The organism is Mycobacterium sp. URHB0044, from assembly GCF_000620625.1.
Lineage (GTDB): Bacteria > Actinomycetota > Actinomycetes > Mycobacteriales > Mycobacteriaceae > Mycobacterium.
Genome location: NZ_JIAW01000003.1, coordinates 124,552 through 139,630, shown reverse-complemented (window position 1 = coordinate 139,630; position 15,079 = coordinate 124,552). Strand labels below are relative to the sequence as shown.

Below are 15,079 nucleotides of genomic sequence, written 5' to 3'. Positions count from 1 at the left end.
ACACACCTTCGAACGGCATCGACGACATCGAGGCGAGGGCCGCGGCTCTGCAGGAGCAGATCGCTGCGCTGCGCGCCTCAGCCGCTGACACGTCCGAGTCGTCCGTGACCGATGACGCCGATCAACGCGTCGAAGGCGCCGCACCGCGCCGCCTGCCGCTGCCCCCGTGGCAGCTGCCCAACGGGGCGGTGTCGAGGGACATCGGCCAGCGGTTCGAGCCGGAAACCCCACCGCCGCCCCCCGTCGAGCCCGCCGAAACGGCATTGCCGCAAGAGGATTGGCAGGCCCCGCCACCCCCGGTGCCCCCGCCGCCCCCGGCGCAGGGCTGGCCGCCACCACCTGGCTGGTTACCGCCGCCACCACCGGGTTGGCTGCCGCCGCCACCGGTGCCCGGGCCGCCGGCGGAGGGTTTCCGCGTGCCTCCGCCATCCCTCGACGAGGCGACGTCGGTCGGAGGCTTTCGCAACGCACCGCAATCGGGCTGGCGCCGCGCCCTGCATCGCGCCAGCGGCGGACGCATCAACCCCGGCGAATCACGCAAGGAGCGGGAGAAGGAGGATCTGATCGCCCAGATCCGCCAGCCCATCGTCGGCGACTTCCGGATCGCGGTGCTCTCGATCAAGGGCGGCGTCGGAAAGACCACTACGACGCTGGGTTTGGGATCCACCCTGGCGCTGGTGCGCAGCGACCGCGTCATCGCCGTCGACGCCAACCCGGACCGTGGCACGCTCGCCGAGCGCGTCGGCGACACGTCGACACACTCCACCGTTCGTGACCTTCTGTCCGACCCCCACGTCAATCGCTACGCTGACGTCCGCAGCCACACCCGAATGGCGACCAGTCGCCTCGAGGTTCTGGCCAGCGAGCAGGAGCCGGCGGTGTCGGAGGTGTTCGGCGAGCCGGACTACCGGCGCACCGTCGACATCCTCGGGCACTACTACAACGTCATCCTGACCGACTGTGGCACCGGCATCATGCATTCGGCGATGGCAGGCGTCCTCGACCTCGCGCATGCGATCGTCCTGGTCAGCTCACCGGCGATCGACGCCGCGCGCAGCGCATCGGCGACGCTGGACTGGTTGATGCAGCACGGCTATTCGGCGCTGGTCCGCGAGGCGCACGTCGTGATCAGTGCGTCCCGCCCTGGATCGGCGGCCTTGAAACTGGACAAGGTCTTCGAACACTTCGAAGCACGGTGCCGCTCGATACACCTGATTCCGTTCGATCCGCATCTGGCCGAGGGAGCCGACGTCGACTTCAGTTTGCTGAATCCGCAGACCTCGCAGGCCTATCTCGAACTGGCCGGTGCGGTCGCTGAGAAATTCCCCCGGTTGAATGGCGGTCGCCGGCAACGCTGACGCGGCGCGGGTGTACTGACGCTCGCGACAGTCAATTTGCCGATCGGTTTGCGGGCAAAGCTGGTGCTCTGGTCGCCGGAGTGCTTGTGGCCCAACGAAATAGACCGCGCAGCGGTTGCGGACAATTGCCGTTGACCTGCGCCAAGCCCCGTGCGATGGTTGACACTAGGACGTGCAATCAATCGCCTCCGCAAGAGCGGAAGCGTGAACGAATTGCGACGTTTGGTGTTGCAAGTTCCCTCGGCGGATCTGATGGGAAGGACGGACTACTTGGCGCTGATCACGAAGTCTTGCAACGGTCGCGCGCTCCTACGCGACACATGATCACGGATGACGTAGCGCCGCTGCGCTATGGCGTCGAGCCGTGGTTCATGAGCGGCTTCGACTTCCGATGCATATGGGAAGCGCAGGGCCTCGACAACCTCCCGTTCCCGCTCGCCTATCGCAACCGGCAGAAGTACATGTCGGAGGTCGAGGCCGACAGGCGGACTGCCCTCGCTCGTCAGCGCGCGGAACTCACGGATGATCGCGTCCGCATCCTCGAGGCGTTCCGTTCGCCCGCGTTCGTCGTGTTGGGATTCGGCCGGATCGGGTACGGTGCCAGCGAACAGCTCTATCGGCTGTTCGGCATTATCGGCACGGGCGGATACTGTGCCGTCATCACGCAGGATCCCGGACAGCAGACCATATTTGGCGAAGACATCCAGATCATCGGATGCGTGAACGTCGACTTCCCGCAAGTCGTTCTGGAAGCGCTACCGGACTACAAGCCTGGCACGAAACCGCGCAAGGAAGCGCGGCTCGAGGACGAGACGCCGGCGGAGTTCTTTCGCGACTCGACGATCACCGGGTCGATCCTCCTGGGCGGCTCCGCCGACTTCACGCTCGACTACGAACTGCGGAACGCCAGTTACGTCACGTTGTTCAACGTTGCGGACGATGGCGCATACCTGGTCAACGAGGGCGCAGACGAGTTTCAGATCATCCCCGCCACCGTCCCCAACCTCATGGGCGTCTTCCGCAAGGTCGAAGAGCTGCAACTCAAGACGGCGGAACGCATTTCGGCGGCCTCATCGGACCGGGATCTCGATGGCCTACCTTAGGGCGGTGTCGGCCTACGTGCCGGACGGTACGGATACGGAAGGACGCCCGAAGCACCTTTCGAGCGCGCCGTCGGAAATGCTGTCCGTTCACGAAATGGTGGAGCTCGCCGCACGACAGATCGACCCCACGACGTTGGCGGAGGCTGCGGAGAGCATGGCGGCTTCATTCCACTGCGGTTCGCTGTATCAAGGCGAACACTTCTGGCCCATCCAGAATTCGCTGCAACAGGCGATCCTCGGCAGGGGGTCGGCCGGCGGCGCCACCGAAATCCGACAGTTCTGCTCCGGTGGTCTGTACGGCGTCATGCTGGCCGATGCGTTGCTCGATGCGGGCTGGGCCGGTGACTACGCGATGGTGACGGGCGGCGACAGCAACTTCTTCTTCGATCGATACGAGTATGCGGCCAGCCCCGCGACCGAGGGCTCGCTGATGGGGGACAGCGCCTTCTGCGCAGTGTTGAACCGCCACGAAGGCTTCGCCCGCGTACTGTCCGTCGCGGCCCGATCACACAACCCTTCGGCAGACATGATGCGCGCCAGGGCAGATCGCGGTCTCGACGATCCGTCGTTTCCGGCGTTGCCCGATTGGGTGGCCAGGTTCGAAGACTATGCCCGACGCCATCCGGGGTCGACCGAACACAACGCGATGGCAAGCTTCCAGAGCGCCGTCACCGCAGTGACGGAGTGCTATCAACGCGTCGGGCTCACCCCGGACGACATCGATTGGTTTGCGCCGTCATTCATCGAGCCGAGCCAGGTCACGAACATGCTGGCCAAGCACGCCGGTCTCCGGCCGACTCCCGGCCTGCACTCGTTCGCGGCACGATTCGGGCACCTGACGGTCTCGGACTTCTGCGTGAACCTCGTCTACCTGATGAACGAGAAGATTGCGAAGGTAGGCGATTTGGTCATGTTGTTCGCGGCAGGAAACTTCGTCAATTCGGCAGCCGTGCTGATTCGCATCGAGAAAGAGGTGACGCTGCCATTCAACGCGACCGTGACGTAGTACCGATCGAAGACGTAGTACCGATCGACGTAGTACCCATCATCGAAGTGGAGAATCATGACGAATCCGTGGAATGCACTCGACGCCGCTACCGGCGCCAAGAAGCTCTACCTTGATCCGACGGTGGTTTCGGAGGTGAACCGCGTCTACGGGCCGTACGAGGCGGCCCTGCAAGACCTCATCGACGATGGGCTCGACGACACCGCGGGGTACTTCGGGACGAACTCGCTGGCCGACGCCATGGGGAAGGCCTTCAACGCGCGAGGCAAGATGTTGACCGACTATCTCAAGCAGCAGCAGTCCCAGGCGAGTGCCTTCGTGAAGACGGCCCGCGACGCCGCCAATGCTCAGCTGGCCGCCGAGGGCGACTAGTCGGCCGAGGTGAACGGAAAGCCGTAGAACATGGGAAGTTTCGGAAACTACGTCGGCGCCACCATGGGTGGGTCGTACGACGAATCCTTCGTGACCAATACGTACTATCCCGAGCGTCAAGCCCTGCTCGACGGCGACGAACTCAAGGATCTCCACTACCAGACACCGGGCGAGGACGACTCCCCGAACAAGCTCCCGCTGAACACCAGCAGTCTCGGCGAGATCGACAACCTGGCATCCGACCAATCGGTTCGGCAACAGGTCGACGACGCGCTCTCCGGGTCCCACGCAGAGAACTGGGAAGCGTGGAACTTCAAGGCTCTGCGCGACGAAAAGGACGCGCTGAAGCCAGCCGACATCCGTACCCTGGCCGGTGCCTGGAAGAAGCACGGTGAAACGCTCAAGAAGGTATCCGAAACCTTCAAGGACGCCGTTTCCAAGGCGATCAGCGGGAAGTGGTCCGGTGCGAGCGCAAGTGCCGCCGACGCTGCGTCCCAGCAGGTCACCAAGACATCGATCTACGACTTCACCGCGTCGTCCGACGAGCTCTCGGACCGGTTGACGGTACTGGCGACGGCATTTGAGAGCGTCCAGGCGAGATTCCCCAACCACGCGCTCGGCGACTTGATCGACAACAGCGTCTTCGACAAGGGCGGACTCAACGCGGCAATAAACGATTTCAACAACAAGTATCACCTCGACGGCAGCGGTCACCTTCGAAACAACAGCGACGGCTACGTATCCGCACAGGATGCGATCGACGAGATGAACCGGATCAACCGGTCCATCGCGGACTTTCAGCTCGCCGTTCAGCTGTTCCGCGACACCTACCAGCCCGCCATACAAGCCGTGGCAACCAATTTCCCGAATCTGCCCCCTGCGCCCGACATGAAGTTCGGGCAGCAAGGCCCCGGCCCGGGTCCGTCGGGCCCGGGGCTGGGCGGCGGTGGTGGCGGCGGCGGTGGTGGCGGGACGAAACCGTTCAACACCAACGGTGTGAAGCCGTTTGACACCAATGGCATAAAGCCGTTGGACACCAAGGGAATCAAGCCCATCGGTCCGCCGGAGCTCACTGACACGAAACTGCCGGATTCCAAACCCATCGTTCCCACCACGCCCCCGGGAACCAGCGGGTTGACCGATCCCGTCAAGTCCGCCATGGATACCGCCACGGGAGCCGCGAAGGATGCGGCAGGCCAGATTGCCGATGCCGTGAAGAACGCCGCGCAAGGTGCGCAAGGCATGAACCCGGCGGGAATGCAGGGACCGCCCGAGGGCGTCCTTGGCCTCGGCCCGCAAGGTCTTGGCGGCGCCGGCGCCGGCGCCGGCAAGGGCGCCGCGGGAGTCGGTGGCGGAGCAGCGATGCCGCGCGGCCTCGCGAGCGGCAAGGCAGTGGACACACCCGCGGCGGCCGCGGCGAAGGTGCCCGCACCTGCAACCGGGGCCGGTTTGGGCAACGGCGCGGGCACCCCCGGTGCGGGCGCTCCGGCTGCAGGTCAGCGCGGCGGTGAGCAGAACGGCAAGGGTCACCAGGTCAATAAAGCGCTGCGGCGCAAGAAGAATGGGAAAGATGTCATCGGCGATGCCGAAGCGGTGGTCGCCGTCGTCGGTGCTGCCGAGAACCAGGGCCAGTCCGAAGGAGTGCACGTCGATCAATCCGAGCGCGCCGAACAAACCGACCGCACGAGCCCCAACACGCGGCGGATTCCTGGTAGCTCGCCCCGTCCCGATCGGCCGATGCAGGTGCCGGGGCAGTGATCTGATGAAGGATGAGTCGAAGTGAGCAATGACGGGCTTCGTCACGAGATGACCGAGGTGCTGGCTCTCGTCCAGGAACAGATGGCGGACATCGCGGCCATGCAGAAGCGACAGGCGGAGATCACGGCGAAGGCGACGGTGGCGGACGGCATGGTCGAGGTGACCGTGGACGCCCACGGCCATCTCGTCGAGACGATCATCGACGAGTCGTACCTCGACGAGCACGAGTTCGAAGAACTCGCCGATCACGTCACCGAAGCAGCGCAGGCGGCGGTCCGGGAGGTGTCCCGACGGATCGCCGAGTTGATGGTGCCGATCAGTGAACGCAGGAAACGGTTTCCGTCGCTGTCCGAGTTCATCGACGGCGCGCCCGATCTGCGGGATCTGGTGCCACCCGGGTTCGGACCCGTCAACGAGCCCGGTCCGCGGCCCGATCATGTTGATGGCGATGGCAGGGAAGAGAACACGTTTCCCACGGTGAGGAGATGAATCGATGGCCGACTACCTTGGAGTGACGCCGCCCGAACTGCGTGGAACGTCCGAACACCTCCATGACGTCAGCAGTAGGATGAAGGAGGTTCTGGCGACGCTGCAGAACCGGCTGAGTGCCGAAGGCGTTGCGTGGGGGGACGACGAGATGGGCGATCAGTTCGCCAACGGATCGGGCGGCTATCTGGCTCAGCTCAACTGGGTGGATGGGTCGGTCGCCGCCAAAACCGAGCTGCTCGACTACTATTCGCGCGCGCTGAAGGGCGCCGCGGACTCCTTCGAGCGTAACGACCAGGCCTAGGCTCGACGCCTTGGTGCGGCGCGTCGCCGCACCGGTTTCCCATGGACATCACATTTCCGCCGGAACTGCAGTGGGTGTCGTATCTGGCTGGCGGGGCGTGGCCGCAGGGCAGCGAAACCCGCATGTGGAGCATCAACGAGCACTTCGCCAGTGCCGCTGCTGAACTGCAGGACCTCATCCCGGATCTGAACCGGGTCCGCAGCGAGACGCTGTCGGTGTTGTTCGGCGACACCGCGATGGCGGCAGACGATCAGTTCGAGATGCTGTTCGGCGGCGACTACTCAGTCGACAAGCTCGCGCAGGGGGCTTCGGCGCTTGGCGATGGGGCGCACAGTCTCGGCGTCGAGATCGAGTACAGCAAGCTCTCGATCATCGTCGGCCTGGCACTGGCAGCGGTGGAGATCAGTTGGTGCCTGGCCAACTCGGTCGAGACTTTCGGCGCATCCACGGCGTGGATTCCCACCATCGAGTGGGCGACGATGACGTCGATTCGCCGGCTCATGGCAACGGTATTCGAGCGAATCTCCACCAAGCTCGGTCAAATGCTCGAACAAACGACGATCAAAGACCTTGTCCACCACGGGGTGAGGGAAGCCTTCCAGGAGCTGGGCCAAGGGCTGGCCCAAGAGGGCATCGTCCAGGGCATCCAGGTAGGTCAGGGAAACTCGACGTGGCGGCCGGACCTCATTCGGCAGAACGCGGTCGCCTCCTTCATCGGCGGCGCAGCCGGCGGTGGCACGGCCCTGCCCGTGAGCCACGGACTTGGTCCCGGCGCGAGCAAGCTGGGGCGCGCGGCCAAGGGCATGACGACGATGTTCACCGCAGGGATCGCGGGCAACGTGGCAGGCACCGCAGCCGTCGGAGGCGAATTCGACACGTTGGCGGTGATCGGCAGTTCGGCCGGATCCAGCATCGGCGGTGTGAAGGGTCTCGGCGGGCACGCGGGCCACCCGGACACCGAGGCGCGGACGGGTCTCCCGGATCGCACAGGGGAACCTCCGTTGCGTGAGCCGCTCCCCGGCGGCCCGCTGTTCGACGACGACGATGCGACGAACGCCGAGCCGGACACCGAGCCGAAGACCGACGAACCATCCGTCAACGGTCAGGCGCCGCCCAAGGCCGGTGGTGCACGCGTCGCCGGCGAATCGGGCAACGGGCAGCTCAATACCGCTGCCGCGCGCAGTGATCCGGCGGCACGATCGTCGACTGATACTCCCAACAGCCGGCCCGCCAAGGCCGGCGTCGCAGTGGACGAGGAGGCACCTTCGACACGTCCCGCGGACGCAGACGATCCGACCACGCATGCACCGGAGGAAAGAGCAGCCGCCGACGCGCCCGCTGCCGACGTTCACACCGACGACAGCCACACCGCGGACACCCACACTGCCAACGCTCATACCCCCGACGCGCACACCGCCGACCTCCCGGCTCACAACGATGCACCGGCTAATTCCGTTGTGGACCAGCCACATCCGGCGCCCACGCAGGACGGCTCACTCTCCGTCCCGCAAACCGGTCCCGAATCCAGCGTCCAGCCGACCGCCGACCAGGCCAGCGTAGGGCCAACCGACCCGGCACCCGCCACCCAGGCGACCGTCAGCGCCCCGGAGCCATCCGCGGCGTCCGTCGCGCCCGTCGCTCCCGCTGCCAATGCCGCCGTTCCACCGACGACGGCACCGCAACCCCCGGCCTCCCATCCAGCTGCTGCGACACCCACCACCCAGCCCGCGACCGCAAGTCCCGCGCCGACACCGACACGGCCTGTGCAAGAGAATGTTTCGGCGTCTCCGACCAAGACCGCGTCCGCTTCCGAAACGACTGGCGCGCCGGCTGCCCGGGTCGCCGACACCGCTGTGCAAGGTGCCGAGCCGACCACCACGACAGAGGCAACCGGGCCCACCGCCGACCGGCGGGCCGACCCGCACGACAACTGCGCGAACCACGTCGCCGACGCGTTGTCGACCAGGTACGGCCGAGACTTCCGCGTGCAGGCCGCGTCGACGGCCACCGGCGTCCCCGCCCGGGCGCTGTTCGAGGGCGCCGGGTCGCGTCCCGACTTCGCGTCCTATGCCGACGTGGCGGACAGGCTACGACAGCTGGGCCCCGGCTCGTCGGCGATCCTGACGTCCGCGTGGGCCGGTGACGGCCATCGCCAGGGCGGGCACGCCTACCTGGCGGTGAATGACGGCGGCGAGATCCACGTCATCGACTCGCGAACCGGGGAACGGACGGGTTGGCCACCTCATTGGGGCCAGCATGCGGTGTCGCGCACAGCCGTTGGTTACCTCGACAGCCGCGGCATGGCCGTGCACCCGATGGACGGGAGCCGCAACGAGCTGGCCGCCGCGGACGCGGTTGGTGACGTGAAGGGGCACCCGGACGGCGATCCGGGGGAGCGGTGGCGTGACGTCACGCCGCAGGACCAGTTGGCCGACGACGCGTTGAGCAGGCGCGGTGTGCAGAACGCGGACGGGCTGCGCAACCCCCTGGGCCTGATGGAGGCTGCAAGTGAACGGGCCCGGGACAACGCCACGTGGTGGCACGGGCTCACGGGCGACGAGCAACGCGCACTGATCGACGCCTATCCGCACCACATCGGCAATGCGGAAGGCATCCCCGCCGGCGCGCGTCACGCCGCCAACACCCACGCACTGGATCAGCAGCGCAGGGAACTTCAGGCGTGGCGTGATCGCGGCGAGCGGCTCACCCGCTTCCAGCGCAAGGAGCTGGCACGCCTCGATCGGATTCAGGAGGCGCTGGACAGGGCAGGTGATCTGGCGACCGAGGCAAGTGTGGGCGGGCCGCTGTTGCTGGCGTTCGATTCAGGGGCGTTCAACGGTGGCGGGCGCGCGGTGGTCAGCTTCGGCGAAGACCCGTACAAGGCGGACATGGTGGCCTGGCACGTGCCGGGCCAGGGCATGACGATCGATCAGCTCGGCTACTGCATGGGTGATGCGCTCAACCACCTGCAATCCACGCTCGCCGAGGACTCGTCGGTGTCGGCGTCATCGATCGCGTGGATCGGTTACGACACGCCAAGCGGTCGGCACAGCTGGCGCGCCGCGGGCCACACCTACGCCCGCGAGGGCGCCAAGATGCTCTACAGCGACATCCGGGCGTTCAACGCGGCGCGCGACACGTTGGCCGATGACGGCAGTCACTTCAGCGCCAACAACGTCTTCGCGCACTCCTACGGAGCCACGACCACTAGTTACGCCGGCCGGGACGGTCGGCTCGCCAACGATATTCGCACGGTCACGCTGGCGGGTTCGTCGGGAGCGGGACCACTTCGGCACGCCGGCGACTTCGGCATCGGCGCAGACAACGTCTACGTCGCCTCGTCGTCGAGGGATCCGTTCACCGCGCTCGGCGGTCGAATACCCGGCGCGACGGGTCGCCTCTTCGGCTTCGGTCTCGGCGTCGATCCCGCGATGCAATCCTTTGGCGCCCAGCGCATCACGGCGGAGTTCTCCTCGGCCATGGATCAGCGGGGAAACCGCGGTACCCACAACGCGTACTACCGATTCGCCGACAGGGGCGCCGACCCTCCGCTGCGCAGCGAGTCGCTGGCCAACTTCGGGAGGATCGCCTCCGGGCACGCCGGCCGGGTGGACACCGAAGGCCATCGCACCGTCGGCGAGCGCCCGCGGCGACTGTTCGGGGGAACCCGCGACGGCACCGTTGAACCCGCGGCCGACAGGCCGCTCCGCCTCGACGGCGACACCGAGCAGTCGGTCGACCGCGAAAGCCGGCGGCTCTGGAATCCACGGTGGCGTGCGCATCCTGCCGAGATCGAGCCGAGCCACGCCGTTGACGGCGCCGTCTCGCAGCTCGAGCCGCCGATGTCGTCCCAAGAGCGGGCGGATCTGGCATTGGCGGACAGGGGAATATCCGCCGGCGATCTGATGAGCCCCGCCGATCACCGGGTGCCGGTTCGAAGTGCCGTGGCGCGCGCGGAGGCCAATGGTCATTGGTGGAGAGGGTTGACCGAGGCTCAACGGAGGGCGTTGATCGAGACCTATCCCCATCAGGTCGGCAACGCCGAGGGTATTCCGCCGATGGCTCGGCATGAGGCGAATTCCCTTATGTTGCAGCAGCATCTGGCGGATCGTGACGTATTGGTGTCGCGGCGGCAGAACGGCGTCGCGATCAACAAGAAGGAGCAGCAGTTCGTCGATCTGATGGACCAGATCGAGCGTGCGATACGCACGGGGGAGAGGAACACTCAACGGGCGGGAGTCGGCGGCCCGTATCTGTTGGCGCTCGACCCGTTTGCCTTCGACGGCGTCGGTCGGGCCATCGTCAGCGTGGGTCACGACCCCTACACCGCGGAGTCGGTGTCCTGGTACGTGCCCGGAATGTCGACCACGATCGAGAAATTGAACACGATGATGCAGCGGGGGTTCCACCAGCTGCAGTCCACCCTGCGGGAGAATCCCGAACTGTCGGCGGCCTCCATCACCTATCTCGGCTACAAGCCGCCTGGCAGCTGGGACAGGAACGTTCTCAGTCGGCAGATGGCGATCGACGGCGGCCAGATCTTCGCAAGCGACATCCTGTCGTTCAACGCCGGCCGCGACATCTTCGCGGGCGACGGCAGCCACTTCAGCGGCAACCACGTCTTCGCCCATTCATACGGCTCGTCCACCGTCAGTCACGCCGGACAGGACGGACGGTTGGCGGACGAGGTTAGGACCATCACGCTGATCGGGTCACCGGGCGCCGGGAATCTCCGGCACGCCAGCGAGTTCGGTATCGGCGACAACGTGTTCGTTGCGTCGTCGTCGCGTGATCTGACCACCGCGCTGGGAGGCGACCGGCCCGGGCGCTTCGGACGCAACCACTCGCCCGAACGATTGGGCCAGGGTGTGGATCCGTCGATGGATACCTTTGGCGCGAGGCGGATCACCGCCGAATTCCCCGCCGCGATCGACCGTGCGGGCGGGGGCTCGCGGATGACCCACAGCCTCTACTGGGCATACCTGGACCCCGGGGCAAACCCCCACGTCCGCAGCGAGTCGCTGACCAACTTCGGGCGCATCGCCGCGGGGCGGGCCGGCGACATCGACAGCGAAGGTCACCGCAGGGTCGGCGAGCATCCCCGGCGGCTGCGTGGTGGAACGACCGAGCACACAGTCGAACCCGCGATCGGACGGCCGCTGCGACTCGCCGACGATCCAGCGGCCGACCATTCCGTCAGGCGACGCCATCTGTGGAACCCGCCTTTCCGCAACGTTCCGCTCGATTCGGTGGCGACCAGTCCCGTCGGGCAGCCCAGCCCGGTGGCCGAGTTGACGGCGGCCGAGGTCGGCGAAGTGCAGCAGGTCCCAGCACCGGTCAAGGTGGTGGCGGATGCGGCATTGCAGGACAGGGGGATACGGGCTCGCGACTTGATGAGTCCGGTCGATCATCGGGTTCCGACGAACCGCGCCGTGGCACGCGCGGAGGCCAACGGCAAGTGGTGGAAGGGGTTGACCGACAACCAGCGGCGGGCCCTGATCGAAGCGTATCCGCACGAGGTCGGCAATGCCGAGGGCATCCCGCCGATGGATCGTCACGAGGCCAATTCCCGGATGCTGCAGCGGTACTTGGCGCATCGCGATGTTCTGGTGTCGCGACGCAGTAACGGTGTGGCCCTCAACAACAAGCAAGCGCAGTTCGTCGACTTGATGGAGGAGATCGAGGACGCGATGCGCAAGGGGGTTGCGAACGCGCACCGTGCGGGTGTGGGCGGCCCGTATCTGCTCGCGTTGGACCCGTGGGCGTTCGGTGGTGCTGGGCGCGCCATCGTCAGCTTCGGCGAGGATCCCTACACCGCGAAGTCGGTGTCCTGGTACGTGCCCGGCATGACCACGACGATCGACAAGATGCACCCGATGATGATGCGGGCGTTCAATCAGCTGCAGTCCACTCTGCAGCAGAACCCCGACCTGTCGGCGGCGTCGATCACGTACATCGGCTACCGGGCGCCGGGCAGCTGGGACCCGAACGTCGTCTTCCAACGGTTGGCGCGCCAGGGCGGCAACATCTTCGCCAGCGACATCTCGTCGTTCAACGCCGGCCGCGACGTGTTCGCAGGCGACGGCAGCCACTTCCGCGGCAACCACGTCTTCGCCCATTCGTACGGGTCGAGCACAGTCAGCCATGCCGGGCAGGGCGGCCGGTTGGCCGGCGAGATGCAGACCGTCACGTTGATCGGTTCGCCGGGCGCGGGCCCCCTACGTCATGCCAGTGATTTCGGCATCGGAGCAGACAACGTCTTCGTCGCGTCTTCCTCTCGCGACAGGACCACCGGTCTCGGTGGCGATCGCCCCAACCACCGCGGCCGGAACCTCACGCCTGCACGCGTCGGCCAAGGCATCGACCCGGCCATGGATTCCTTCGGCGCGCGACGCGTTACCGCCGAATTCCCCGCCGCCGTGGACCATCTCGGCCCGGGCTCGCGGATGACCCACAGTCTCTACTGGGCGTACATGGACCCGGGGGCCAGCCCTCGTGTGCGCAGCGAATCGTTGACCAATTTCGGCCGTATCGCTGCCGGGCAGAGCACCGACGTCGACACCGAAGGTCACCGCAGACTCGACCAACGCCCCCGCTGGTTGGGGTCCGGGTCCCGCGACGTCACCGTCGAACCCGCGATCGGTCGCCACCTACGACTGCCCGACGACCCCACGGCCCACCATTCCGTCCACGGCCGCAACTACTGGAATCCGAACTTCGAACGGACCAACGGCTGTGGGCCGGCAGTCATCGACGAGTTGTCGGCGAGGTATCCCGGGCACGAGTTCCGTCTGGTGGCCGTCCCGTCGCCCAACGGTGTGCAGGCCTTCCGGCTCTTCGCGGCGGTCCGGTCGAGCTCTGAATTCTCGACCTACGCGCAGATCGAAGAGAGGCTTCGGGAACTCGGTCCCGGGTCGTCGGCCCTGCTTGCGTCGCAATGGCGCGGGTGGCGTTCGGGCGGCCACGCCTACCTTGCGGTCAACGACGGTGGCGAGATTTACCTCATCGATGCCCACAGCGGCCTGCGGTCGGGGTGGCCTCCGCATTGGGGCCAGGACGCCGTCACCCGCACCGCCGTCGGCTACCTCGATGCCACCGGTGACCCCGTCGTCCCCCATGATGGCGGTGGTCGCCGGTTCGCCGCCGCCAGTCGAATCGGCCACGTGCAGGGCCTTCCGGAATCCGGCGTGGTCGCCGATGCGGCGTTGGGGCACAGGGGAATACCGGCCGAGGGGTTGGTCAATCCCATAGGTTCCTCCGAGCTCGCAGCGGAGCGAGCACGGGCCAACGCGACGTGGTGGGCCGGGTTGTCAGCCGAGCAACGGCAGGCCCTCATCGAGGTCCACGCCTACCGGATTGGCAACGCCGAGGGTATTCCGGCCGTCGATCGCGACACCGCGAATCGTGCCTTCCTACAGGAACTCCGGGACCGTGCCGACAAGGTGCAGACCAAGATCGACGAATTCGGGCACGCGAACGGTACCGAACGCAAGCTCCTGGCCCGCGTGAACGACGTCGACCTGGCGGTCCGCATGGCAGAAGCAGACGCCGCCAGGGCAGGACTCGACCCGCCGCTGTTGTTGGCCCTCGATCCATCCGAGTTCGGCGGCAACGGCCGCGCCGTTCTCAGCTTCGGAGCCGACCCATACCACGCGGACAACGTGTCATGGCACACGGCACGCCAGTCGGTCGACCGATTGGGGACCGTCGTCCGTCCCGCGCTCGACCAACTCCAGTCCACGCTGCAGCACACGTCGTCCGCATCCGCAGTCGTCTGGGTTGGCGACGAAACGTCGAAGCCCCGGCTCGCCCTGCACAGCGATCTCGCGGCCTTCCATGCCGCCCGTGACGCCCTCAGTCCCGCCACTGACGGCAGACCCTTCACCGGCAACCGGGTACACACCGATGCGTCCTCGTCCACCGCAGAAACCAGTCGTCCTCTCTGGGTGCCCCGCGAAGCGGGCAGCATGGTGGTGGCACACCGCGGCGCCTCGCACGAATTCCCCGAGCAGACATTGGCCGCATACCGGGAAGCACTGCGGCAGGGCGCCGACGGTCTAGAGACCGACATCCGGCTCACCAAGGACGGCCACCTGGTCTGCATCCACGACAAGCGGATCGATCGGACGTCGAACGGCACCGGACGTGTCGGCGACATGACACTGGCGGAGCTGCAGCAGTACGACTTCGGCAGCCAGCACCCCAGCCACGAGCTCGGAGATGCCGAGGGCGACACCGGGATACTGACGCTCGATCAACTGCTGCAACTGGTCACCGAACACGACAGGCCGGTCACCCTGTTCATCGAGGCCAAGGAGCACGGCGGCCGACTGGAACGCGAATTGGTGGCGCTGCTGGACCGCCACGGTCTCGCCACTCCGACGACACCGGACCAATCTCGGGTGGCGGTGATCTCGTTCTACCCGGATGCCATCTGGCGGGTGCACCGCGCTGCGCCGGACCTGCCGACCGTGCTGCTGGGGTCGACGGCCCACCACCTCGCCGCCACCGTCGGCGCCACCGCCATCGGCCCGTCGATCAAGACCTTGCGCGCGCAACCCGAACTCGTCGACATCGCAGCGCGCCAAGGACTTACCACCTACTGCTGGACCGTCAACGACGAGAGCGACGTCCAATTCGCCCGTGATCTCGGAGTGGGTTGGATCGCCACCGATCATCCGGGCCGAACCGG

Annotated in this window: 6 protein-coding genes and 3 pseudogenes; all 9 read left to right on the top strand. The window is 66.6% G+C overall.

The features are described 5' to 3' along the window. Positions 1 to 5: 5 nt before the first annotated feature. Positions 6 to 1,358 (top strand): annotated as a pseudogene (locus N536_RS42895) (MinD/ParA family protein); the annotation flags it as partial. 320 nt (positions 1,359 to 1,678) lie between these two features. Beyond that, complete coding sequence (locus N536_RS42540; protein WP_029113025.1) at positions 1,679 to 2,461, top strand: hypothetical protein; 783 nt, start codon at positions 1,679 to 1,681, stop codon at positions 2,459 to 2,461. Positions 2,462 to 2,465: 4 nt separating this feature from the next. Beyond that, on the top strand, positions 2,466 to 3,467 hold the full coding sequence (locus tag N536_RS0107370; RefSeq protein WP_197040082.1) for a 3-oxoacyl-[acyl-carrier-protein] synthase III C-terminal domain-containing protein: 1,002 nt from the start codon (positions 2,466 to 2,468) through the stop codon (positions 3,465 to 3,467). 57 nt (positions 3,468 to 3,524) lie between these two features. After that, positions 3,525 to 3,839, top strand: coding sequence for a hypothetical protein (locus N536_RS0107365; RefSeq protein ID WP_029113023.1), 315 nt, complete (start codon positions 3,525 to 3,527; stop codon positions 3,837 to 3,839). Between the two features lie 30 nt (positions 3,840 to 3,869). Beyond that, on the top strand, positions 3,870 to 5,597 hold the full coding sequence (locus tag N536_RS0107360) for a hypothetical protein (RefSeq protein ID WP_029113022.1): 1,728 nt from the start codon (positions 3,870 to 3,872) through the stop codon (positions 5,595 to 5,597). 21 nt (positions 5,598 to 5,618) lie between these two features. Next, positions 5,619 to 6,086 carry a YbaB/EbfC family nucleoid-associated protein gene (locus tag N536_RS37690; RefSeq protein WP_081809086.1) on the top strand — a complete coding sequence of 156 codons (468 nt, stop codon included), beginning with the start codon at positions 5,619 to 5,621 and terminating at the stop codon, positions 6,084 to 6,086. A 4-nt stretch (positions 6,087 to 6,090) separates the two neighbouring features. Further along, positions 6,091 to 6,387 carry a WXG100 family type VII secretion target gene (locus tag N536_RS0107350; protein ID WP_029113021.1) on the top strand — a complete coding sequence of 99 codons (297 nt, stop codon included), beginning with the start codon at positions 6,091 to 6,093 and terminating at the stop codon, positions 6,385 to 6,387. A 41-nt stretch (positions 6,388 to 6,428) separates the two neighbouring features. Further along, positions 6,429 to 13,397 (top strand): annotated as a pseudogene (locus tag N536_RS42890) (alpha/beta hydrolase); the annotation flags it as partial. 957 nt (positions 13,398 to 14,354) lie between these two features. Then, positions 14,355 to 15,077, top strand: a pseudogene (locus N536_RS42885) (glycerophosphodiester phosphodiesterase); the annotation flags it as partial. Positions 15,078 to 15,079 lie beyond the last annotated feature (2 nt).